At 69.5% G+C, this 22794-nt stretch carries 23 protein-coding genes; 10 read left to right on the forward strand and 13 right to left on the reverse strand.

Going from position 1 to position 22794, the window contains the following annotated elements:
- The first annotated feature begins 3 nt into the window (after window positions 1-3).
- Genes ABD366_RS25355 through ABD366_RS25365 form a run of 3 tightly spaced genes read left to right on the forward strand, consistent with a single transcriptional unit; the run spans window position 4 to window position 1345 of the window.
- The gene (locus ABD366_RS25355) at window positions 4-861 is read left to right on the forward strand and encodes a helix-turn-helix domain-containing protein (RefSeq protein ID WP_324775248.1); all 858 of its coding nucleotides are present in this window, start codon (window positions 4-6) and stop codon (window positions 859-861) included.
- On the forward strand, window positions 861-1091 hold the full coding sequence (locus tag ABD366_RS25360) for a DUF397 domain-containing protein (RefSeq protein ID WP_324775301.1): 231 nt from the start codon (window positions 861-863) through the stop codon (window positions 1089-1091). Before ABD366_RS25355 ends, ABD366_RS25360 begins: the two co-directional genes overlap by 1 nt.
- Window positions 1088-1345 carry a DUF397 domain-containing protein gene (locus tag ABD366_RS25365; protein ID WP_324775250.1) on the forward strand — a complete coding sequence of 86 codons (258 nt, stop codon included), beginning with the start codon at window positions 1088-1090 and terminating at the stop codon, window positions 1343-1345. Before ABD366_RS25360 ends, ABD366_RS25365 begins: the two co-directional genes overlap by 4 nt.
- A gap of 143 nt (window positions 1346-1488) precedes the next feature.
- Here ABD366_RS25365 and ABD366_RS25370 read toward each other — a convergent pair whose 3' ends face one another.
- From ABD366_RS25370 to eno, 3 genes are all read right to left on the reverse strand, one after another.
- Window positions 1489-1680 (reverse strand): acyl-CoA carboxylase subunit epsilon, encoded by a 192-nt coding sequence (locus ABD366_RS25370; RefSeq protein WP_324775252.1) that lies wholly within the window; start codon window positions 1678-1680, stop codon window positions 1489-1491.
- A gap of 28 nt (window positions 1681-1708) precedes the next feature.
- Window positions 1709-3304 carry an acyl-CoA carboxylase subunit beta gene (locus ABD366_RS25375; protein ID WP_324775254.1) on the reverse strand — a complete coding sequence of 532 codons (1596 nt, stop codon included), beginning with the start codon at window positions 3302-3304 and terminating at the stop codon, window positions 1709-1711.
- A 170-nt stretch (window positions 3305-3474) separates the two neighbouring features.
- Window positions 3475-4770: a phosphopyruvate hydratase gene (gene eno / locus ABD366_RS25380; RefSeq protein ID WP_324775256.1), complete on the reverse strand. Its 1296-nt coding sequence runs from the start codon at window positions 4768-4770 to the stop codon at window positions 3475-3477.
- Between the two features lie 190 nt (window positions 4771-4960).
- Here eno and ABD366_RS25385 point away from each other — a divergent pair, with 190 nt between their 5' ends.
- Complete coding sequence (locus ABD366_RS25385; RefSeq protein ID WP_324775258.1) at window positions 4961-5383, forward strand: MarR family winged helix-turn-helix transcriptional regulator; 423 nt, start codon at window positions 4961-4963, stop codon at window positions 5381-5383.
- Between the two features lie 18 nt (window positions 5384-5401).
- Here ABD366_RS25385 and ABD366_RS25390 read toward each other — a convergent pair whose 3' ends face one another.
- A complete protein-coding gene (locus ABD366_RS25390; RefSeq protein ID WP_324775260.1) occupies window positions 5402-5911 on the reverse strand; it encodes a hypothetical protein in 510 nt (169 codons plus the stop codon).
- A 253-nt stretch (window positions 5912-6164) separates the two neighbouring features.
- Between ABD366_RS25390 and ABD366_RS25395 the strand changes: the two genes are divergently transcribed.
- The gene (locus tag ABD366_RS25395) at window positions 6165-6791 is read left to right on the forward strand and encodes a YceI family protein (protein WP_324775262.1); all 627 of its coding nucleotides are present in this window, start codon (window positions 6165-6167) and stop codon (window positions 6789-6791) included.
- Window positions 6792-6864: 73 nt separating this feature from the next.
- Here ABD366_RS25395 and ABD366_RS25400 read toward each other — a convergent pair whose 3' ends face one another.
- Genes ABD366_RS25400 through ABD366_RS25415 form a run of 4 tightly spaced genes read right to left on the reverse strand, consistent with a single transcriptional unit; the run spans window position 6865 to window position 9669 of the window.
- Entirely contained in the window at window positions 6865-7296 is a 432-nt protein-coding gene (locus ABD366_RS25400; protein WP_324775264.1) for a lasso peptide biosynthesis B2 protein, read from the reverse strand.
- Window positions 7293-7544 (reverse strand): lasso peptide biosynthesis PqqD family chaperone, encoded by a 252-nt coding sequence (locus tag ABD366_RS25405; RefSeq protein WP_324775266.1) that lies wholly within the window; start codon window positions 7542-7544, stop codon window positions 7293-7295. The genes ABD366_RS25400 and ABD366_RS25405 overlap by 4 nt, the downstream gene beginning before the upstream one ends.
- A complete protein-coding gene (locus ABD366_RS25410) occupies window positions 7541-9478 on the reverse strand; it encodes an asparagine synthase-related protein (RefSeq protein ID WP_324775268.1) in 1938 nt (645 codons plus the stop codon). The genes ABD366_RS25405 and ABD366_RS25410 overlap by 4 nt, the downstream gene beginning before the upstream one ends.
- A 47-nt stretch (window positions 9479-9525) precedes the next feature.
- A complete protein-coding gene (locus tag ABD366_RS25415; protein ID WP_324775270.1) occupies window positions 9526-9669 on the reverse strand; it encodes a keywimysin-related RiPP in 144 nt (47 codons plus the stop codon).
- Between the two features lie 334 nt (window positions 9670-10003).
- On the opposite strand from ABD366_RS25415, the gene qcrB reads away from it, so the two are divergent.
- Window positions 10004-11605 carry a cytochrome bc1 complex cytochrome b subunit gene (gene qcrB, locus ABD366_RS25420; protein ID WP_324775271.1) on the forward strand — a complete coding sequence of 534 codons (1602 nt, stop codon included), beginning with the start codon at window positions 10004-10006 and terminating at the stop codon, window positions 11603-11605.
- Here the strand turns inward: qcrB and ABD366_RS25425 are convergent.
- A complete protein-coding gene (locus ABD366_RS25425; protein ID WP_324775303.1) occupies window positions 11599-11994 on the reverse strand; it encodes an ATP-binding protein in 396 nt (131 codons plus the stop codon). The genes qcrB and ABD366_RS25425 overlap by 7 nt on opposite strands.
- A gap of 112 nt (window positions 11995-12106) precedes the next feature.
- Between ABD366_RS25425 and ABD366_RS25430 the strand changes: the two genes are divergently transcribed.
- From ABD366_RS25430 to ABD366_RS25440, 3 genes are read left to right on the forward strand one after another with little or no spacing between them, the layout of a single operon-like run.
- Window positions 12107-12913, forward strand: coding sequence for a helix-turn-helix domain-containing protein (locus ABD366_RS25430; protein WP_324775273.1), 807 nt, complete (start codon window positions 12107-12109; stop codon window positions 12911-12913).
- Window positions 12910-13173, forward strand: a complete 264-nt coding sequence (locus ABD366_RS25435; protein ID WP_324775275.1) for a DUF397 domain-containing protein — start codon at window positions 12910-12912, stop codon at window positions 13171-13173. The genes ABD366_RS25430 and ABD366_RS25435 overlap by 4 nt, the downstream gene beginning before the upstream one ends.
- Complete coding sequence (locus ABD366_RS25440; protein ID WP_324775277.1) at window positions 13157-14530, forward strand: oxidoreductase; 1374 nt, start codon at window positions 13157-13159, stop codon at window positions 14528-14530. Before ABD366_RS25435 ends, ABD366_RS25440 begins: the two co-directional genes overlap by 17 nt.
- 84 nt (window positions 14531-14614) lie before the next feature.
- Here ABD366_RS25440 and ABD366_RS25445 read toward each other — a convergent pair whose 3' ends face one another.
- From ABD366_RS25445 to ABD366_RS25455, 3 genes are all read right to left on the reverse strand, one after another.
- Complete coding sequence (locus ABD366_RS25445) at window positions 14615-15718, reverse strand: cobalamin B12-binding domain-containing protein (RefSeq protein ID WP_324775279.1); 1104 nt, start codon at window positions 15716-15718, stop codon at window positions 14615-14617.
- 5 nt (window positions 15719-15723) lie between these two features.
- The gene (locus ABD366_RS25450) at window positions 15724-17328 is read right to left on the reverse strand and encodes a PP2C family protein-serine/threonine phosphatase (RefSeq protein WP_324775281.1); all 1605 of its coding nucleotides are present in this window, start codon (window positions 17326-17328) and stop codon (window positions 15724-15726) included.
- A gap of 227 nt (window positions 17329-17555) precedes the next feature.
- Entirely contained in the window at window positions 17556-18914 is a 1359-nt protein-coding gene (locus ABD366_RS25455; RefSeq protein WP_324775283.1) for a hypothetical protein, read from the reverse strand.
- Between the two features lie 108 nt (window positions 18915-19022).
- On the opposite strand from ABD366_RS25455, the gene ABD366_RS25460 reads away from it, so the two are divergent.
- Entirely contained in the window at window positions 19023-20936 is a 1914-nt protein-coding gene (locus tag ABD366_RS25460; protein WP_411293868.1) for a ricin-type beta-trefoil lectin domain protein, read from the forward strand.
- A gap of 102 nt (window positions 20937-21038) precedes the next feature.
- On the opposite strand, the gene cimA is transcribed toward ABD366_RS25460, so the two are convergent.
- Window positions 21039-22676: a citramalate synthase gene (gene cimA / locus ABD366_RS25465; protein WP_324775287.1), complete on the reverse strand. Its 1638-nt coding sequence runs from the start codon at window positions 22674-22676 to the stop codon at window positions 21039-21041.
- Between the last annotated feature and the right edge of the window lie 118 nt (window positions 22677-22794).

The following is a 22794-nucleotide window of genomic DNA, read 5'->3' on the forward strand; positions in this document are numbered from 1 at the left end:
GCCATGTCCCAGAGCGAGATGCCCACCATGCGCAGCCGCCGCCTCGGTGCCGAGCTGCGTCGACTGCGCACTGATGCCGGTCTGAAGGTCAACGACGCGGCCCTGGCACTCGAGTGCGGACAGCCGAAAATAAGTCAGATCGAGACCGGAAAACGCGGTATCCGACAGCTCGACCTGACGACCCTGCTTAATCTGTACAAGGTCACGGACGAGCAGCAGCGGGCCAACCTCAAGCGGTTGGCCAGGGATGTCCACCAGGTCGACTGGTGGTCCGGCCAAGGCCCGCTTCTCAGCGACGACTTGCGCGATTATTTGACCTTGGAATCAGATTCCTCGCTCGTACGGTCTTTCGAGCCGTGCGTGCTGCCGGGACTGCTCCAGACAGAGGCATATATGCGTGCGATATTCACCGCAGGAGCGGAAGCGGATCGGGTCGATACCCTTGTGAAGACTCGACTGAAGCGCAAGGATCTGCTCAGCGGGACAGCAGAATTCCGCCTGAGAGTGGTCATCGACACACCCGCACTGCACCGGATCCCCGGGCCGCGGGCGTTGATCCGTGAGCAGTTCGAAACCCTGATGGAAACGGGTGAGTTGCCCAATGTCACGATCCAGGTCCTGCCCCTGGACATAGCTCTGCCCCTAGCGCAGTACGCTCCGTACACGCTCTTCACCATGCGCGGAGAACCTCAGGTGCAGGTGGCATGGCTGGAGCATATGACCGGGGGCACGCTCCTCGAGCAACGCCCCGATGTGGAGATGTACACCAAGGCATGGGACGACCTGACGGCTGCCGCGCTTTCGCCGGCAGAGTCCCGCCGGTACATCAGTGACCGAATCAAGCAAGAAAGCGGGTCGTGATGCCCCCCACTTTGGCCCCCACCGCCACACTCCTCGAAATCAGGTCAGCGGTGTGGCACAAAAGCACTTTCAGCGGCGCATCCAACGGATGTGTCGAACACGCCGAACTCTCGTCGAACCGGCGGGCGATCCGCGACACGAAAACTCGTGAATCCGGCGCGATCGTCTTCGAATCCCCAGCCTGGCGAGCATTTGTCGCAGGCGTCAATTCGGGAGCTTTGCCTCTATGAGCATGCGTCTTAAGGACAGCCCCTCCTCCGGTATCGACCGGGAAAAGGAGCTGCTGTACTCCCTGGACCTCTCCGGCGTTCAATGGAGAAGCGCCCCGGGAAGCCCCGTGAACGGCCCTGTGGAGGTCGCCGCGCTCGGCGACGGCGGAGTGGCCATGCGTAATCCCGCGGACCCGCGTGGCCTGGTTCTGCGCTTCACCTCCCGGGAGTGGGAAGCGTTCAAACTCGGTGCGCTGCACGGGGAGTTCGACTGACTTCGGCTGCATTCGGCTCGGTCCGACAGGACCGAGCCGAGTGATTTGCGGCACACATGCCGTGGCAATACATGCCGCGGCACGCATGGCTGAGCCCCGCCCTCCCGGAAGGAGAGCGGGGCCTCGTTACGTACGGCGAGGGCTCAGCGCCAGCTGTGCGGCGCGCGGAAGCCGGGCTCGCGCTCCAGGCGGCGCCAGCCGGCCCGGTTCTGCCGGACCCGGTGGGCCGGGGCCTGCGGGGCGGAGGCGGCGCGTGCCAGGAGGATCGCGGTGATGGCCGCGACCTCCTCGGGGTCGGCGTGGCCCTTCTCGACACGGATGTCAGGCGTGGACATGTGGCAGGTCTCCTACGACTAGGTGCCGCTACTGCGGCGGGTTGCCGTGCTTGCGGGAGGGCAGGTCGGCGTGCTTGGTACGGAGCATCGCCAGGGAGCGGATGAGCACCTCGCGGGTCTCGGCGGGGTCGATGACGTCGTCGACCAGGCCACGCTCGGCCGCGTAGTAGGGGTGCATCAGCTCGGACTTGTACTCCTTGACCATGCGGGCGCGCATGGTCTCGGGGTCCTCGGCCTCGGCGATCTGCCGGCGGAAGATCACGTTGGCCGCGCCCTCGGCGCCCATCACGGCGATCTCGTTGGTCGGCCAGGCGTAGGTGAGGTCGGCGCCGATGGACTGGGAGTCCATGACGATGTAGGCACCTCCGTACGCCTTGCGCAGGATCAGCGAGATCCGCGGCACGGTGGCGTTGCAGTACGCGTAGAGCAGCTTGGCGCCGTGCCGGATGATCCCGCCGTGCTCCTGGTCCACACCCGGAAGGAAGCCGGGGACGTCGAGGAGCGTCACGATGGGAATATTGAAAGCGTCGCACATCTGGACGAAGCGGGCAGCCTTTTCGCTGGCCTCGATGTCCAGGACGCCGGCGAGGGCCTGCGGCTGGTTGGCGACGATGCCGACGACCTGGCCGTCGAGGCGGGCGAGCGCGCAGATGATGTTGCGGGCCCAGCGCTCGTGGATCTCCAGGTAGTCGCCGTCGTCGACGAGCTCCTCGATGACCTTGGTCATGTCGTAGGGGCGGTTGCCGTCGGCCGGGACCAGGTCGAGCAGGACGTCGCCGCGGCGGTCCGCGGGGTCGTCGCAGGCGACGGTCGGCGGGTTCTCGCGGTTGTTCTGCGGGAGCAGCGAGATGAGGTAGCGGACCTCGGCGATGCAGGTCTCTTCGTCGTCGTAGGCGAAGTGGCAGACGCCGCTCGTCTCGGCGTGCACGTCGGCGCCGCCCAGGCCGTTCTGGGTGATCTCCTCGCCGGTCACCGCCTTGACCACGTCGGGTCCGGTGATGAACATCTGCGAGGTCTCACGGACCATGAACACGAAGTCGGTCAGCGCCGGGCTGTAGGCCGCCCCGCCCGCGCACGGGCCGAGCATCACGCTGATCTGCGGGATGACGCCCGAGGCCTTGGTGTTGCGCTGGAAGATGCCGCCATAGCCGGCGAGCGCCGAGACGCCCTCCTGGATCCGGGCGCCCGCGCCGTCGTTCAGCGAGACCAGCGGGGCACCGGCCGCGATGGCCATGTCCATGATCTTGTGGATCTTCGTGGCGTGGGCCTCGCCCAAAGCGCCGCCGAAGATCCGGAAGTCGTGCGCGTAGACGAAGACCGTGCGGCCCTCGACCGTGCCCCAGCCGGTGATCACACCGTCCGTGTACGGCTTCTTCGCCTCCAGGCCGAACCCGACCGCCCGGTGCCGGCGCAGCTGCTCGACCTCGTTGAACGATCCCTCGTCGAGCAGCAGCTCGATCCGCTCGCGGGCCGTCAGCTTGCCCTTGGCGTGCTGGGCCGCGGTCGCCTTGTCGCTCGGTCCGCGCAGGGCCTGCTCACGGATCGCGTGCAGCTCGGCCACCCGCCCGCGGGCGTCGGTGGGCTCGTCCCCAGGTGCGGAGGCGGTGTCGTCCAAAACGGTCATGTAGTGACCTTACGAAGCCGACCAAGGAAAACGGACCGTCGACTTCGCACAGTCTCCGGCTCGTTTTCCTGGTAGCCCTGAACAGAACCTGGTCCGTATGCGGCCGAAGGTACTGCTCAGGGCCCCTCCCGCTTGTAGAGGTCGCACAAAGGCGGGGCGTGAGAGTCCTGTCACACTCCGCTGTGGGGGCGCCCCGCGTAGACGGCGGTCGCGCCCAGTTCCTCCTCGATGCGGATCAGCTGGTTGTACTTGGCCGTGCGGTCGGAGCGGGAGAGGGAACCCGTCTTGATCTGGCCGCAGCCCGTGGCGACCGCCAGGTCCGCGATCGTCGTGTCCTCCGTCTCGCCCGAGCGGTGCGAGATGACCGTGGCCCAGCCGGCCCGCCGGGCGGCCGCGACCGTGCCGAGCGCCTCGGTCAGGGTGCCGATCTGGTTGACCTTGACCAGCACCGCGTTGCCGACGCCCGTCCTGATGCCCTCCCTGACCAGTGCCTCGTTCGTGCAGAACACGTCGTCGCCGGTGAGCTGGCAGCGGTCCCCCACCCGGGCGGTCAGCTCCCGCCAGCCGTCGAGGTCGGTCTCCGCCATCGGGTCCTCGACGGACACCACGGGGTAGGAGTCGATCAGCTTGGCCAGGTAGTCGACCTGCTCGGCGGAGGTGCGGCGGACCCCTTCGCCGGTGTACATGTACAGCCCGTCGCGGTAGAACTCGGAGGACGCCGGGTCCATGATCAGCCCGATGTCCGTACCCGGCCGGTACCCAGTGCGTTCGATGGCGGCCATGACGAAGTCGAGCGCTTCCTCGGCCGTGCGCAGCGCGGGCGCGAAGCCGCCCTCGTCGCCGACGCCGGTGGAGTGACCGGCGGCGAGCAGGTCGCGGCGCAGGGTGTGGAAGACCTCGGAGCCCATCCGGACGGCCTCGGCGAAGGTCGCCGCGCCGACCGGCGCGATCATGAACTCCTGGAAGTCCAGCGGATTGTCGGCGTGTGCGCCGCCGTTGACGATGTTCATCATCGGCATGGGCAGGACGCGGGCGTCCGCGCCGCCGAGGTAGCGGTACAGGGGCAGGCCGTGCGCGGTGGCGGCGGCCTTGGCGGCGGCGAGGGAGACACCGAGCAGCGCGTTGGCGCCGAGCCGGGATTTGGCGGGCGTGCCGTCGAGTGCGACCAGGGCGGCGTCGAGACCCGCCTGGTCGTCGGCGTCGCGCCCGGTGACGGCGGCCGCGATCTCGCCCCGCACGTGCGCCACGGCGCGGTCGACGCCCTTGCCGTGCCAGCGCCGGGGGTCGTCGTCGCGCAGTTCGACGGCTTCCCGGGCGCCGGTGGAGGCTCCGGAGGGGACGGCGGCGCGGCCCAGGGATCCGTCGGCGAGGACGACGTCGACCTCGACGGTGGGGTTGCCCCGGCTGTCGAGAACGGCGCGGGCTGTGACGGTACGGATGGTGGGGTCGACTACCGATGCGGGCATGGGTGTTCCTTCGCCTCGTCGCGTGCCGGGCCCCGGCTGCGACGACGCTGGCGCTGAGCCCGACGCGAAAAACTCTACAGCACTGCTGTTCAGTTCAGCTGTTCAGTTGCGCTGTTCAGTTGTGCTGTTCACCCGGGCCCCGCAGGTCAGCCGCGCGGTCCCGCCGGAAACCGCCGGGTTAAAGTTCCGTATGCCCACCCCGGAATCCGCCGCCGTCGCCGCCGAACTGCGTACCGCGATGGGCAAGCTCACGCGGCGCGTGAAGCACGAGGACCGGATTCCGCTCGGGCAGGTCGCCGTGCTCGGCGTCCTGGACCGCGACGGCGCCATGACCACCAGTGACCTCGCCACGGACCAGCGCGTGCGCCCCCAGTCGATGGCCCGCGCCGTGGGCCTGCTGATGGAGCAGGGCCTGATCACGCGCCGCCCCCACCCGACGGACGGCCGGAAGTCCCTGGTGGAGCTCACCGACGCCGGGCGCGCCGCACTCGAGACGGAGCGCGGCCGCCGGGCGGGCTGGCTCGCCCAGGCCATCGAGGCTGAACTCACCGCCGAGGAACGGGAGTTGCTGGCGCGCGGCGCCGCACTGCTGGAGCGCCTCGCCGCGCGCTAGCCCTGCCCGCCGAAGTACCTAGCAGCCGCCGCAGTTGTAGTAGAGGACGTCCCAGTGGTTGCCCTCGTCGGCGTAGATGTTGCCTGAGCCGGACTTGTACTGGGGAGCGCCGTCACCGCGCAGCCCTATGTAGGTGAAGGTGTTCTTTATGTAGTTCGTGACGCAGGTGTTCTTGCCGTAGTCGAGCTTGTATCCGTTCCAGTGCGAGTACGTGCCGCTCGCGTGGCCGGTCTCGGTGCCGCCGGTGATGTTGAGGGCGCAGCCGGTGGCGCGCTTGAGGGTCTGCGCGCCCTGGGCGGTGGCCAGGTTGAGCTGGTCGAAGGACGTACAGGTGCTGTTGTTGCGGTTCGAGCAGCCGCCGGAGGACGACCAGGTGACGCCGACCGAGCTGAACATCGAGGTGGCGGTGGTGTGACTGATCTTCGTGGCGGCGGAGGCGGCGGTCGCGGTGGTGAGGACACCGAAACCGGGGGCGACGAGTGCGCCGGTGGCGAGCGCGAGCGCGGTGAGCGCCGAGCGGATGCGCATGGGGGGATTCCCTTCCTGCTGTTGACCGTGCTGACGGTGAGACGCCTGGTGCAGGTGGAGCAGGTAGATGGTCCCCGGTTCTACGCGCGTCCGGAAGAGTGCACGCGTAATCTACTCGGCGTAATTGCTTGAACACGTAGCGCTTGATGTTGAAAGTTGAACATTATCGCGCTACAGTCGGATCCAGTTGATGGTTCAACGTTCAACATAACCGTCGGCACCCACCGTGCCGACCGTCCCCAAGGAGCACGTCATGGGCATCTTCGGCCGCAAGAACGAGACCGACACCACCGCAGCGACCGCTGCCACCACCGGCGCCCCCGCCGTGGTCGACCCCGGCCTGGCCGCTGTCACCGGCGACTACACCGTCGACCCGGCGCACACGACCCTCGGCTTCGTCGCCCGGCACGCGATGGTGACGAACGTGAAGGGCGGGTTCACCGACTTCACCGGCGAGCTGCACCTGGACGGCGCGGACCCGGCCAAGTCCACGGCCTCGTTCGACGTGCAGATGGCCAGCATCGACACGGGCAACGCCGACCGCGACGGCCACCTCAAGAGCGCCGACTTCTTCAAGATCGACGAGTTCCCGACGATGACGTTCCGCTCGACGTCCGTCGAGTCGCTGGGCGGCACCGACTACCGGATCACGGGTGACCTGTCGATCCTGGGCACCACCAAGCCGCTCACCATCGACCTGGAGTACAACGGCTCCGCGAAGGACCCGTTCGGCAACGAGCGCGCCGGGTTCGAGGGCAAGGCCGAGATCCTGCGCTCCGCGTGGGGCCTGTCGTGGAACGCCGCGCTGGAGACCGGCGGCGTCCTCGTCTCCGACAAGATCAAGCTGAACTTCGACATCTCGGCGATCAAGAACGCCTGACCAGTCGGAACCGGGGTGTGCGGCAGCGAGTTGAGGCGGTCACGGTTTACGTGGCCGCCAACTCGTCGTGCGGTCAGCCCTCGGAGCGCGGCGGCACCGTGATCAGCGGCCGGTACTCCTCGGGCTGTGCCCCCTCCCCCACGATCCGGTCCTCGGCCTGTACCCAGGCGTGCGGGGCGAACGGTGGGGCGGCGCGGACGCCCGCGTGCCAGGTGGGCCAGGTGCCCGACATGCGGCACAGCAGCGCGACCGCGACCGAGCGCGGCAGGCAGCCGTACCAGCCGGCGCAGCGGCGGCTGGTGGCGACGACCGACTCGTAGGCGGCGAGCGCGGTCTCGTACGGGGCGGGGCGGGCGCCGCGCCCGACGAGGGTGAGCAGGCGCCGCAGCCGGTCGGGGCGCAGCCGCGCGACGAGCAGGGCGGCGCCGACCGCGGCCCGCACCTTCAAGCCGCCCCGCATACCGGGCCTCGTGCGCGGTCCCGGCATGGTCATCTCGGTGCTCATGGGGTGGCCATCCTGGCGTCGACGAGCTGCCGGGTGAGTTCGGCGACGTCGGCCTCGGCCTGGGCGCGGTCCACGTCGAAGGCGGCGACGAGCCGCTCGACGGCTTCCTGCGTTCCCAGCCCGTCGGCGAGGGCGGTGACGACGACGGTGCCGGATTCGTTCAACTGCCAGTAGGTACCGGCGCGTTGGTCGAGCAGTACACCGCCGAAGTCGGTACTGGTGACCGCGATGCCGTCTCTGAGTCTCACGGGGTCAGGGCCTCTCTGTGCGCGGGGGCGGCGGCGCGCAGCCACATCTCGCAGGCGACCGCCGAGTCGATGGAGTGCCGGGTGTGCAGCGGCGAGTACGGGTCGGCGGCCAGCGCGTCCAGCTGCCGTACGTCCACGAGGCCGAGGGCGGCCAGGCGGGACGCGCCCGCGTCCCACAACTCCCGCAGCTCGTCCGCGTGTTGGACGAGGCCCTGGGTGTGGTCGCCGTTCATGTGGTCCTTGGTGGTGCGGGCGAGCAGCGGCGCGGGCACGGTGTCCCGGACGGCCTCGGCGAGCAGCGGCTTGTAGCGCGCGGGGTCGATGCGGTCCGCGAGGCGTACGGCGAGGGTGGCCTCGATGACGTGGTCGGCGTACAGGGGCGCGGCCACGGGCAGCCCGAGGCCGAGCCCGTACGTCTCCATGGCCTGGAAGTGGCGGGCGCCGATGTGGACGGTGTCGAGGTCGAGATGGCGGCCGGGGCGCGGGGCGAGCGGTTCGGCCCCTTCGGCCGCCGCCGAGCGGAACGCGGAGCGTACGAGGGCGCGCGCGTCCGGGGTCAGCCAGGGCGGCAGGGTCTGCCGGACGCCCCAGGACAGTTGCGGGGTCCGGGCGGTCGGCGCGGCCTCGTCGGTCACGGCGCCGGCCAGCCAGCGGGCGAACGAGGGCCGGGTGAGCAGGGCGCGGGTGGTCGCGGCGAGGGGCCAGCCCAGTTGATGGCGGACGGCGCCGATCCGGTTCCAGGCCGCTAGCGGGTGGCGGGGGAAGAGGTCGCCGGAGGCGGCGGGCAGGCCCATGAAGAGTTCGTCGCCGCCGTAGCCGGTGAGGTGGCATTCGGAGCCGGCGGCCGCTGCGCGGGCGAGGAGCAGCCGGGCGCGGGCGCGGGCGGGCGCGACGGGCAGCGGCTCGTCGGTGAGCGCGTCGCCGGGGGCGGCGGGGGTGCTGACGCCCGCGTAGAAGAGGGGTGCCTCGTCGGCGGGGACGATGTCGTGTGTGAGCCTCGCCGGGCCGGATTCCGGATCAGGTCCCGTTTCGGCGCGGGCGAGTTCGGCGGCGTGGCGGGCCCAGGTCTCGTCCTCCGCGTGGCGCTCCCGGGAGGCGACGGTCAGCAGGGCGAGCCGTTCGGGTTGCGTGCGCCGGGCGAGGAAGGTGAGGGACGTCGAGTCGAGCCCGCCGGAGAGCTCGCAGCTGATGCGGGACCGCCCCGCGAGATGAGCACGGACGGAGCGGTCGAGCGCGTCGGCGAGGTGTGACGCCCCTTCGCTCAACGGCAGTTCGGCGCCGGGCGCATGCCACCAGCGGCGGGTCGTGGACGTTCCGTCGGCGCGCAGGACGAGTGCGTAGGCCGGATTGGTCTCGGTGATGCCGTGCCACACGGGCCGCGCGCCGAGCGGATGCGGCAGGAAGTCGAGGAGGCGCAGGGCGAGTGCCGCCTCGTCGAGCGCGGCGCCGGTGAGGCGGGCGAGTACGCCGGGCCGGTCGGAGATCAGGCGGGGCCCGGACCCGGTGGTGACGTACACCCGGCGCAGTCCGGAGGCGGTGCCGCGTACCCAAGTCTCCTTCCCCGTATGGGATGTACGGGATATGACGTGATGGAGGCCCGGGAGGCGGCGGGCCAGACGGCCGTGGAGCCCGGCGTCGTCGCGCGCGGCGCGCAGATCGGCGGCGAGCTCGCTTTCGGGTATCGCGTCGGGCCCGATGAGTACGACGGCGCGGTCCGGCCCGGCGGTGGCGGCGCTGACCCGGCGCAGCGGGGTACGGACGAGCAGCCAGGGGCGCCCGGACGGGTACCGGAACACCTGGACCCCACCGGGACCGTGACCGTCGCGGCGGAGAAGAGGTCCGGCCGCCGCCCGGCCCGCATCGGTGTCGGGCAGGACGACGAAGCAGTCGCGCTCGTGGTGCGGCGGCGCGGGCGGTGCGGGGCGGCCGGACATCTTCACTCTTCCTCGGTCGTGCGGGGCTTTCGCGGTGCTCGGACCCGTCAGGTGAAACGGCGGGTGATCCACTCCGAGTAGGCGCCGACGAAGTACCCGGCCGTGGTCTTGGTGAAGTCGCCCTGCTCGACCATGGCGGGCTTGGCGTAGCTCTTCTTCGTGTCGTGCGTCTGCTGCGTCTGCTTCTTCATGAGGCCTCTCCCTGGCGTGTACGTAACGGATGTGACTGGTGTTCAGCGTGTGCAGCGTGTGAACACCACGCCCATACATAGCCAGTTCGTGAGCAGGCATACGCGGGGAGCGACCGATTCGGATCTTTGACCTGATCACTTCAAGGTCGAATCGGACTTGTCACGACGGGACGCCGGAAGTCGGGCCGGGTAACCGCCGGTAAGACCGGCATTCGGGCCAGCGGTTGAACCCGGAACGGTCGATTCGGGTGACGTGGCTCACAAAGCGCGCCCCCGATGTCACATTTCAGCCCTCCCCGACTGTCTCGATGGTGAGCACTCACGGGAGGCAGTCATGTCCGACAGCACCACCGGCGCCGGGCGGCAGCAGGCGCCCGCGGCGGGCGAGCGGGTCGCCGGCTGGGTCGACGGGCGGCTGGGGATCTACGGCCTGGGCCGCAAGTACCTGCGGAAGGTCTTCCCCGACCACTGGTCGTTCCTGCTGGGCGAGGTCTGCCTCTACACGTTCATCATCCTGATCCTGACCGGCGTCTATCTGACGCTCTTCTTCCATCCCTCCATGAACGAGGTGGAGTATCACGGCAGTTACGTGCCGCTGAGCGGCGTGCGCATGTCGGAGGCGTACTCCTCGACGCTCGACATCAGCTTCGACGTACGCGGCGGCCTGCTCATCCGGCAGATCCACCACTGGGCGGCGCTGATCTTCGTCGCGGCGATGTTCGTGCACATGATGCGGCACTTCTTCACCGGCTCGTTCCGCAAGCCCCGCGAGCTGAACTGGGTCTTCGGCTGGCTGCTGCTCTTCCTCGCCCTGTTCGAGGGCCTGCTGGGGTACTCGCTTCCCGACGATCTGCTGTCCGGCGCGGGCATGCGGCTGATCGAGGGCATGACGCTCTCCGTCCCGATCGTCGGGACGTACCTGGTGTTCTTCCTCTTCGGCGGCGAGTTCCCGGGCGACGACATCGTGGCCCGTTTCTACTCCATCCACGTCCTGCTGCTGCCCGGCATCATGGCGGCCCTCGCCGTGACCCACCTGATCCTCGTCGTCTACCACAAGCACACCCAGTTCCCCGGGCCCGGAAAGACCGAGCGCAACGTCGTGGGCCCGCCGTTCTTCCCCGTCTACGTCGCCAAGGCCGGCGGTTTCTTCTTCCTCGTCTTCGGGGTCGTGACGGTGATCGCGGCCATCGCGTCGATCAACCCCGTCTGGGTCTACGGGCCCTACCGCCCCGACCAGGTCTCCACGGGCGCCCAGCCCGACTGGTACCTCGGCTTCGCCGAGGGGCTCGTCCGCGTCATGCCGGGCTGGGAGATCACGTTCGGCGGCCACACTCTCGTGCTCGGCGTCCTCATCCCGCTGATCGCCTTCCCGCTCTGGCTCATCCTGATCGGCGTCTATCCGTTCATCGAGTCCTGGATCACCGGAGACCGCCGCGAACACCATCTCCTGGACCGGCCTCGCAACCGGCCCGTCCGCACGGCACTCGGCGCCGCCTGGCTGACCGGCTTCTTCGTGGCCCTCGGCGCCGGCGGCAACGACATCCTGGCCACGCACTTCCATCTCTCCGTGAACACCATCACCTGGTTCGCCCGGATCGCGCTCGTCGTCGGCCCTGTCCTCGCCTTCATCGTCACCAAGCGGATCTGCCTCGGCCTCCAGCTGCGGGACCGCGACAAGGTGTTGCACGGGCGCGAGACCGGTCGCATCAAGCGGTTGCCGCACGGCGAGTACGTGGAGGTCCACGAGCCGCTCCCCGAAGGGGAGTTGTTCCGGCTGACCCAGCACGAGGAGCCAGCCGCGCTTGAGGCCCTGCCCGAGGACGAGGGGGTGCGACGTCGGGTGCGGGTCGCTCTGTCGCGGTGGATGTACGGCGAGGGGACGCGGATCCCCAAGCCCCAGCGGGAGGAACTGGAGTCCGGGTCCTCGCGTCATTGAACCCCGAACTCGCACCACACGCTCTTCCCGGGATCCCGCTCCCCCACGCCCCACTTGTCCGCCAGCGCGGCGACGAGATGCAGCCCGCGGCCTCCTTCGGCCTCGGGCTGCGGCATGTTCCGCGCGACCGTGCCGCCGCCACTGTCGTGCACCTCTATCCGGACGACCCGGTCCTCACACATCCCGATGTGCAACCGGAAACCCCGCCCAGGCGGTGCGCCGTGCAGCAGCGCGTTGGTCGCCAGCTCGCTTACGCACAGAAGTACATCGTCGAGGCGTTCGATTGCATGCCAGTCATGCAGGGCCCAGGCTGTGAACGCGCGAGCCGCGGGGATCGATTTGCGTTCGCGTCGATAGAACGCCTCGCGTTCGTATGGCAGTTGCTCCATGCGGCGACTGTCGTACGGGTGCGCTTCATGGGGGCAGCGCGACAGGTCGTACATCTGCATTTGTACGAGTCCCTGCCGGTCGGGGTGGGTTGAGGAGGGGAACGGTCCGCGTATGAAGAAGCAAGTGACTTCCTGGCATGCCATTGGGGCTCAGATCGCCAACTATCGGAAGTTCGCCGGGATGACGCAGGTCGATCTGGCTGACCGGATGCGCGTGAGCCAGGACAAGATGGCGTCCATCGAGCAGGGAAGGCGACCGGTGAGCCTGGCGTTGGCTGAGGCCCTCGACGAGCTCTTCGAGACCCGGGGGACGTTGCTGGTCGCGGTGGCCAAGATCCCGGCTCGGGAGAAGTTCCCGCTGCTCGTAGCGGACCTGGTGGAACTGGAGCAGAAGGCTCGCGCGATCCAGACCTACGAGACCCAGGTCGTGCCCGGGCTCTTGCAGACACCGGAGTACATGCGTGCTGTATTCGACTCCTGCTATCCGCCCATCGAGGACGAGACGCTGGAGGACTGGCTCGCCGGGCGTTTGGAGCGGCAGGCTCTTTGGGAGCGCGAGCACCCACCCTGGTGCAATTTCATCATCGAGGAGGTCGCGTTCCAGCGGCCCGTCGGCGACCCGGAGGTGATGAGGGCGCAGGTCCGTCGAGTTCTGGAACTCGGTGAACTCCACTGCATGGGCATCCAGATCATGCCTACTGTGCGGCGGCCGCACGCCGGACTCAGCGGCCCGATCGTGCTGGTCGAGACTGTCGACCACGACAGCGTGGCCTACCTGGAGGACCAGTGCATCAGCGGCCTCGTCGAGGACGCGGACGAGGTGCGGACGCTCCAGCTCAAGTATGGAATGCTGCGGTCACAGGCACTATCTCCAGCAGAGAGCGCACGATTGCTGGACACACTGCTAGGAGCCTCATGAACACCGCAGCACCCATGGAACTCGGCTGGTTCAAGTCCAGCTACAGCGGCGACAACGGCGGCAACTGCCTCGAAGTCGCCTGCGACTGGCGGAAGTCGACGTACAGCAGCAGCGAGGGCGGCAACTGCCTGGAGGTCGCCACCCATCCCACCGCCATCCACATCCGCGACTCCAAGAACAACCCCTCCACCGGAGCCGTGCTCACCGTCACCCCCGACACCTGGACCGCGTTCCTGCGCACCCATGTCGCCCGCCCCTGAGCGGAGCGTAGACGCCGATGTCGTCAGACGGGAGCTTCTCGATCCGGACGCCGGGTCCGACCCGTACATACTGACCGGCGTCCACATCCGCGGAGCGCTCGCCCTGGACGGGGCCGAGATCAGGCGGCTCGTGCGGTTCGAGGAGTGCCGGTTCGACGGGCCGATGACGCTGGAGGGCGCGAACACGCTCGCGTTCTCCGTGACGGACTGCGAGCTGCCCGGCTTCGTGGCGCCGACCGCGCAGATCGGCGGGCGGCTCGACCTGCGCGGGTCCACGATCACCGGCGGACCCCGGGGCGCCGTGAACGTCACGCTCACGCACATAGCGGGCGGGCTGATACTCGACCGGGCCCGTCTCGTGGCGACCGAGGGCATCGCCCTGCACGCGGGCGGGCTCGTCATGCAGGGCGGCGTCTTCTGCAAGAACGGGTTCGTCGCGCATGGCCAAGTGCTGTTTCCTGGAGCTGAGTTGCCCGGCGGGCTGTGGATGGACGGGGCGCGGATCACGGTGCCCGACCCGGCGGAGATCGCCTTCAACGGAGATGCGCTGCGGGCGTCGACGGTCCGGCTGCATCAGGGGTTCCGGGCCGAGGGGCGGGTGCGGTTGCGCGGGGCGCGGATCGACGACCTGCTGTCGTTCCATGAGGCCGAACTCAGTGGCGTAGGTACGTCATTGATGGCGGTCGGGGCTCAGGTGGAGGCGCTCGACCTGCGGTTCGCGCGGCAGCCCGCGGGCGGTGTGAACCTGAGCAACGCGCGGGCGACCCGCATCCAGGACCGGTCGGCCACCTGGCGCGCGCCGCTGGGTCTGGACGGGCTGCTGTACGACTGGATGGAGATGTCGGCGGCCACCCAGCGCGAGGACACGGCGAACCGGCTGGCGTGGCTGCGGTTGCAGTCGGCGTTCACACCGCAGCCGTACGAACAACTGGCCGCGTACTACCGCAGGTTGGGGCACGAGGACGAGGCGCGCCGGGTCCTGCTCGTGCGGGAACGCAGGCGGCGGAACACCCAGCGCCCCCTCGGCCGTGTATGGGGCTGGCTGCTCGAAGCGACCGTCGGGTACGGCTACCGGCCCTGGATCGCGGGGGTCTGGCTGGTCGTGCTCACCCTGCTGGGCTCGGTGGTCTTCCACACCCACACACCCCTGCCCAACAAGCCGGGCGAGGGCGCGCCGTTCAATCCGGTCGCGTACACCCTGGACCTGCTGATCCCCGTCGGCGGGCTCGGCCAGCGGGAAGGCTGGCACTGGGCCGAGGCCGGTGTCCAGGGGCTCGCGTACGTGATGATCGCCCTCGGCTGGGTGCTGACCACGACCGTGCTGGCCGGCGTGACACGGGCACTCAGCCGCGCCTAGGACCTGTCTTCAAACTCCCGTCTGCCCCGCGACGCCTGCCGGGCGACGACGGGAGTTTGAAGACAGGTCCTAGGCGTCAGGGCGTCAAGGGGTCACCAGGCCGTGGGCGGCGGTGAGGATGCCGACCACGCGAGGGAAGTCCTTGAGCTGGCTCAGGAGCGAGTCCAGCGCGGGAAGCAGGCACCGCGGCGGGACGTCGCGGGCCGCCAGGATGCCGGCGGTCCACGTGACGAACCTGTGGAACAGGGGCGGGTCGTCGACGTACACGGCCGTGGCGAGGTAGCTGACGATGAACTCGATGTCCTCGACGGTGCGATCCAGCTGGAATTCGCTGTACCCACCCATCTCGGGGAAGCCCATCTCGACGTCGGCGAGGGTCTGCTTGGTCAACTGCAGCCTGGACCGGCGGATCATGGTGTACTCCTGGTCGCCCAGGTGCGGCAGGTCCAGGTCGGGCGGGCGGGCCGCGGGTGCACCGGCCGCCGTCAGGTTCCTGCCGAGCACGGTGGCCGCGCCAGACGCGTCCTCGGCCCACTCGGCGCGCATCAACCGCGCATAGCGGCCCTGCGGACCGAACGCGGCTCCTCCGGCGATCACCGGCACACCGATGCCCTGACATGCGGTGATCGCGTTGTGGGCGCCGGGCAGCAGCGTCGGGATGGACGAGGACAGCAGCACCGCCTGTGCACCGGTGTGCCGCGCATGCGCGACCAGATGCTCGGTGGGCACGTGCGCCCCGAGATAGTCGACCCGCCAGCCACGCAGCCGCAGCACCTCGCTGACCAGACGCGCGGGCAGGGCATGCCACTCCCCGTCGACACACGCCACCAGGACCCGGCCGACGAACGGGCCGGACGTTGCGGTCGCGGCGGCAGCGGCGACCGCTGCGATGCACCGCTCACTGATCGCCGTGGCAGCGTGTTCCTGCCCCACCGTGATCTCGTTGGCCGCCCAGGCCAGTCCCACCCGCTCCTGGGCCGGTCCGATCAGTTCGAGCAGGACGCGCTCGCCCGCCGCACGTGTCCCTTCCGCAGCCGAAGTGCCACCGGCGGGCGCCGATCCGGGTTCTGCCGTGTCGAGCGCGCGACGCACGACGGCGACGGCTCGGGTCTCGTCGCACTCGCCGAGCGCTTGCCACAGTTGGTCACTCAACTCGGCCATGGGGTTGGTGTCGTTGCCACCGTTCACGCCGTTCACCTTCTAGGGGTCGACTCGTTCACAGTTGTCAGTCGGTTGTCATGGGGCGCGCCGATCGCCAGAACGGCCATGTCGTCATGCCGCCCCTCACCCACCCACTGGGCGACGATCATCTGCACGCGTTCGGTGACCACCTCGGCCGGCATCCCGGCACACTGGGCCAGCACGGTGCGCAGCCGGTCCTCGCCGAACATCACGTTCCCCAGCGGCCCACCACGCGCCTCGGTGATCCCGTCGGAGAACAGCAGGCAGACATCGCCCGGTTGCAGGGCGACCTCGGCGGTCTTGAACTCGATGTCGGCGAACACGCCGATCAGAGTTCCGGCGGTCCGGGCCTCTTCGACCTGGCCGGTGGCGCGCACGATGAGCGGGGCGGGGTGGCCCGCGCTCGACACGCGCAGCCGTACCCGTGCCTCCTCGCGTACGGCGGTGGCCAGGACCAGTGTCACGAAGGGCGACCGGTCCGAGGACAGCAGCACGCCGTTGAGGAGGGTCAGTAAGCGGGTGTGATCGGCGGCGAACGGCAGCAGCGCCTGAAGTGCGACGCGCATCTTGCCGGCGGTGACCGCGGCTTCCAGTCCCTTGCCGCACACGTCACCCAGCACCGCGACGGTCTCGCCTCCCGGCGTGGCGGCGGGGTACAGATCGTAGAAGTCGCCGCCGACACGTTCGCCTGCCACCGAGGCGCGGTAGCGGGCGGAGAAGCAGATGCCGTCCACCCGTCCGAGGTCGGGGGGCAGCAGGTCGTGCATCAGCACCTCGGTGATGTGCGCCTGGAGGGCGTGGCTGCGGGCGATGGACAGGGCGGCGCCGGCGCGCGCGGCGAACAGCCGGGCGAAGGACTCCTCGCCGGGGGTGAACGTCGCCTGCTGCCGGCGGCGCAGCAATATGAGGCAGCCGACCGGCACACCGTGCCCCGGCAACGGCACCACGACCACCGACCCGACATCGGCGGCGTCGTCCACGAAACCGTCGGGCATCGCCCAGGACGGCACCTGCTGGGGATCGATCCAGCGGGAGGACACCGCTGGAAGCCCCAGCAACGCCTCGGCCAGGCCGGGCAGTTGTCCGGGGTTCAGGGCGATCCGCTCCTGCTCCACCGGCCCGTGGGCGGTGCACCGCGTCACCGGGAAACTTCGTCCGTCGCCCGTACCGACGATGACCGCCGCGTCCGCCAGATTCCGCGCCGCCCGCTGCACGGTCACCGCCGTGCACCGCTCGACGTTCATCGAGGCGAGCAGATCTGAGGTGAGCTCCTGCAGCAGACCGGCTCTCGCCCGCTCGCGCGCCAGCTCCTGCGCGGCGCCCGCCGGAGCGCTGTCACCGACCAGCCACCAGGTCACCTCGCCGTCCACGACCGGCCCCGCGAGCGCCTTCACACGGCGCCCGCCGATCTGGCCGGCCGCCCACGCCGACGATCTCTCCCCCGCACCGCTGACATGCCGCAGGTGAGCCTCGACCAGCCAGGTGGGCGCGATCCCGGCCAGCTCGGCACCGACGGCTATCCGCGCCAGCACCCCACCTGCCTGGTCGTTGTGGCATACCACGATGCCGACCGCATCCACTGTCACCACTGGATACGGGTCGCCGTGCTGCGCCACGGTTCTTACACCACAGGGGCTTTTCTGCTCCGGCAAGGAGACCATCGATATGGGACCCACGGGCGCGGGATCCGCACCACCTATCCGCTCGAAGGCAGGTAAGTGCCACTTTACCGACGGCATATGACTATGGGCAGTACTTCGTCATTCCTCTGACATCCTCGGCCTGACTGCTGCACAATCCGCCCAGCACAACAGCCGCCGCCGGTACCCGGTGACGGTTCCGGTCAGAAACCGCCGCCGCCGAAGTCGCCTCCGCCGCCGCCCCCGCCGAAGTCACCGCCGCCGCCTCCGTCGCCGAACCCGCCGCCGAAGTCCGACGAGTCGAAGTCCGCCCCGGAGTAGTCGCCGCCACCGAAGTCGCTGCCGCCGCCGAAGTCGCCGTATCCGGAGCCGTAGTCCGCCGCGTAGGCCGGGCCCGCCATCATCGAGCCCAGCAGGGTGCCGACCAGCAGGCCGGGCAGGATGCCGCCGCCGAAGTAGCCGCCGGCCCAGGGTCCGTACATCGGGCCCGCGTCGTAGTACGGGCGGCGCTCGCCCGCCCCCGCGTCGACCGTGCGGACCATCGGCTCGACCCCGTCGCGCAGCCGGGTCGCGTCCGCCGCGCACACCGGGACCTCGCGGGGCGCTCCGCCGGCCGGGGTCCACTCGGCGTCCTCGACCGACGGGCCGTGGCGCGGGTCGAAGAAGCAGGGGGCCCGGCGCTCGGGCAGCGGGCGGCCCTCGCGGCGAGCGGCCAGCAGCGCGAGGGAGAACCGGCCGTCCTCCAGCGCCTGCGTGACACCCCGTACGTCCTCCGGCCGCCGGGCCGCGGCCATGTACTGCTTGGCCTTCTCGTACGAGTCGAGCGCCCGCTCGTAGTCCGCGCGCATCGCGTCGTCGGCGCCCGCCTCCGCCGGATGGAAGTCGAGCCGGTCCAGTTCCTCGCCGAACGCCGTGATGTCCTCGTCGACCACGACCCGCAGCCGGTCGAGGGCCCGGCGCTGCTCCTCCTCCTTGCGGCGCCGGTTGCGGCGGGCCAGGGCGTACGCGCCCGCGCCGCCGGCCACGACGACCGCGCCGATGCCGATCAGCGGGCCCGCGGAGACCCCGTCGTCCGTACCGCCCGCACCGTCCCAGGACGAGGGCGCCGAACCGCGGGCCGTGCGGACCGCGGTGGAGACGAAGTCGTCGAGCTGCTGCCGTCCCGACTCGCCGCGCACGCTCGTCGTCAGGTTGTGAACGGCGTCGTTGGACATGACCTGGTGGTCGGCGCGAGCGTCGAAGGCGTCACCGAGCCGCACCCCGTACACGCCGACGATCCCCGTCTTCGTACGCAGGTCGTTGAAGAGGTTCTGTTTCGGGAAGTCGGAGGGCAGGACCGCCACCATCACCGGCTTGCCCGCGTCCTTGATCCTTTTTTCGAGCGCGTCGACGTCGGCCGAGGTCAGATCCCCGGCCACGGCCGGATCGACGTACACCGGACTCTTCTCCAGGGCGTCCGCCACGGTCGAGACGTCCGACGCGGCGAAGGCGGGGGGCGTGACGGCGAACGTCGCGGCGAGAGCGAGCAGCGGAGCGGCGAGGGCCGCGAGGGAGGGCCTCATACCTCGACGCTAACCCAGGCGGGGTGTGAATGACGGGTCGGGGTGTTCGCGACGTGAAGTCTTGACGCCGCCATGGAACGCCCTTTAACTCACGTCTTGAACTAAGCCATGAGAGTTGACTGTTGGGACACAGGAGGCATCGTGCGCACCCCCACAAGACGCACCACCGTGCTTCGGCTGCTGCTGGCCGGAGCCCTGACCACCGCCGGACTCGCCGGAGCCGGCGTCACCACGGCCCATGCCGCGGGCGAGCAGGTCACCGTGTATCTGACCACCACCGACGACAGCGGCGGCCGCCATGTCACGCGGGGGCTGCAACAGCAGGCCCCGGTCTCGTTCCAGGCGGGGAACGGCGGCAGCGGTACCGCGATCACCGTCGACGAGAACACCCGCTATCAGACGTTCACGGGCGGCGGCGCGTCCTTCACGGACACCGCGGCCTGGCTGATGAACAGCAGCGGCGCCCTGTCCGGGGCCACCCGTGACGCCACGATGAAGAAGCTGTTCTCGCCGAGCGACGGCATCGGGCTCTCCTTCATCCGCAACCCCATGGGCGGCTCGGACCTCGCCCGCTTCGGATACACGTATGACGACGTACCGGCCGGGCAGACCGACCCGTCCCTGGCGAAGTTCTCGATCGCGCACGACCAGGCCGACGTGCTCCCCCTGACCAAGCAGGCCAAGCAGCTCAACCCGGCCGCCACCGTGATGGCCTCGCCGTGGACCGCGCCCGCCTGGATGAAGGACAACGGGCAGCTCAACGGCGGCTGGCTGAAGGCCGAGAACTACGGCGCCTACGCGAACTACTTCGTGAAGTACGTCCAGGCGTACCAGGCGGCCGGTGTCCCCATCGACTACGTCACCGCGCAGAACGAGCCGACGTGCTGCTCCGGCTATCCCTCGATGAGCTGGAACGGTTCCGGGCTCGCCTACTTCACCAAGAGCGAGCTGCTGCCGAAGCTGGCCGGCGCGAACCTGAAGACCAAGGTCATGGCCCACGACTGGAACTGGGACACCTACGACGCCTACGCGGCGCCGACCGTGGACGACGCGGCCGTGCGCTCCCACCCGAACTTCGGCGGGATCGCCTGGCACGGCTACGGCGGCGACATCGCCAAGCAGACCGAGATCCACAACAAGTACCCGCAGCTGGACGCCTTCCAGACCGAGCACTCCGGCGGCACCTGGATCGCCAACCAGCAGCGCGAGGACATGATGAACATCATCGACTACACCCGCAACTGGGCGAAGTCGGTGACGAAGTGGTCGCTGGCCGTCGACCAGAACCGGGGGCCGCACAACGGCGGCTGCGGGACGTGCGACGGGCTCATCACCGTCCACAATGGTGACTCGCGCAGTGGGCAGGTCGACTACAACATCGAGTACTACACGATGGGCCATCTGACGAAGTTCGTCCGGCCGGGGGCTTCGCGGATCGCCTCGACGGGGTCGAGCGCCGTGCCGAACGTCGCCTGGCGCAACACGGACGGGGCGAAGGCGGTCATCGCCTACAACGACGCGTCCGGTGCGAAGGACGTCACCCTCAACTGGGGCGGGCAGCACCTGACTTACTCCCTGCCGGGTAAGACGTCGGCGACGTTCACGTGGAGCGGGACGCAGGCCGGGGGCACGGACCGGGTGGGTGCCTTCCGTGGGCTCGGCGGGAAGTGCCTTGACGTACGGGACGGTTCCACGGCGAACGGAGCCGTCGCCCAGATCTGGTCCTGCGTCTCCGGCTCCGCGAACCAGGCATGGACCGTGAAGGCCGACGGGTCCGTGCGGGCGCTCGGCAAATGCCTTGACGTGAGCGGGGGGTCGACCGCCGACGGGGCGAAGGTGCAGCTCTACGACTGCAACGGGAGTGCGGCGCAGCAGTGGCGGTACGAGTCGTCCTCCGGGGACCTGGTCAATGTCGGTGCCGACAAGTGCCTTGATGTGACCGGGAATTCGAGCGCGGACGGGGTTGCTACGCAGGTCTGGTCGTGCACGGGGGCCGGTAACCAGAAGTGGACGCTGTCCTAGCTCAGGACACGGGACTCTGCCCCGGACCCCGCTCCTCAATCGCCGGAGGGGCTAGATTTGGGGGCTTGATCTGAGCCCGAGCCCCTCCGGCAATCTCAGCTACTACTCGACCGGCTCGACGCCCGCGCGGAGCAGGCCGTAGGTGTACGCGTCCTCCAGGGCGCCCCACGACGCGGCGATGACGTTCTCGGCGACGCCCACCGTGGCCCATTCACCGGCGCCGTCCGTCGTGGAGATCAGGACGCGGGTCGTGGAGGACGTGCCGTGCTTGCCCTCCAGGATGCGGACCTTGTAGTCGACCAGTTCCATCTTGGCGAGCTGGGGGTAGATGCGCTCCAGGCCGACGCGCAGGGCGCGGTCCAGGGCGTTGACCGGGCCGTTGCCCTCCGCCGTGGCGACGATGCGCTCGCCCTTGGCCCACAGCTTCACCGTCGCCTCGTTGGCGTGGGTGCCGTCGGGGCGGTCCTCGACGATGGCCCGCCAGGACTCGACGCGGAAGTAGCGGCGGGCCCGGCCCTCGGCCTCCTCGCGCAGGAGGAGTTCGAAGGAGGCGTCGGCGGCCTCGTACGTGTACCCCTTGAGCTCGCGCTCCTTTACGCGCTCGACGACGCGGCCGACCAGCTCGCGGTCGCCGGAGATGTCGACGCCGAGCTCCTTGCCCTTGAGCTCGATGGAGGCGCGGCCGGCCATGTCGGAGACCAGCATGCGGATGCGGTTGCCGACGAGGTCGGGGTCGATGTGCTGGTACAGGTCCGGGTCGACCTTGATCGCGGAGGCGTGCAGGCCCGCCTTGTGGGCGAACGCGGAGACGCCGACGTAGGGCTGGTGCGTCGACGGGGTGAGGTTCACGACCTCGGCGATGGCGTGCGAGATACGCGTCATCTCGCTCAGCGCGCCGTCGGGGAGGACCTTCTTGCCGTACTTGAGCTCCAGGGCCGCGACGACCGGGAAGAGGTTGGAGTTGCCGACGCGCTCGCCGTAACCGTTGGCCGTGCACTGCACGTGCGTGGCGCCCGCGTCGACGGCGGCGAGCGTGTTGGCGACGGCGCAGCCCGTGTCGTCCTGGGCGTGGATGCCGAGCCGGGCCCCGGTGTCGTCGAGGACGGTGTGCACGATCGCCTGGACCTGGGCGGGCAGCATGCCGCCGTTGGTGTCGCAGAGCACGACGACGGAGGCGCCCGCCTCGTGCGCGGTGCGTACGACCGACTTCGCGTAGGCCGGGTTGGCGCGGTAGCCGTCGAAGAAGTGCTCGCAGTCGACGAAGACCCGGCGGCCCTGGGCGACGAGGTGGGAGACCGTGTCGCGGACCATCTCCAGGTTCTCGTCGAGGGTGGTGCGCAGGGCCAGTTCGACGTGCCGGTCGTGGGACTTGGCGACCAGGCAGATCACCGGAGCACCGGAGTTGAGAAGCGCCTTGACCTGCGGGTCCTCCGAGGCCTTGGCGCCGGCGCGGCGTGTCGCGCCGAAGGCCACGAGCTGCGCGTGCCGGAAGTCGATCTCTTCCTGCGCGCGGGCGAAGAACTCCGTGTCGCGGGGGTTTGCGCCGGGCCAGCCGCCCTCGATGAAGCCCACGCCGAAGTCGTCCAGGTGCCGTGCGATGGTCAGCTTGTCCGCGACGGTGAGGTTGATGCCCTCGCGCTGCGCGCCGTCGCGCAGCGTGGTGTCGAAGACGTGGAATGAGTCGTCGAGTACGCCGGTGCGTTCGCGTTCGTCGGTACGTTCGCTGGGGCTGCTGCTCATGCTGATCTGGCTCCTGTATGGGATCTCGGTCTACCGGAATGACCGGTTCCACCGTCCGGCTATGATCCCGCGCGCGCTCTCCGCCTGGCATGGGGTGGGCCAGAAACGAGAAAAACCT

Origin of the sequence: Streptomyces kunmingensis (assembly GCF_039533535.1) — a bacterium.
GTDB classification, from domain to species: Bacteria; Actinomycetota; Actinomycetes; order Streptomycetales; family Streptomycetaceae; genus Streptomyces; species Streptomyces kunmingensis.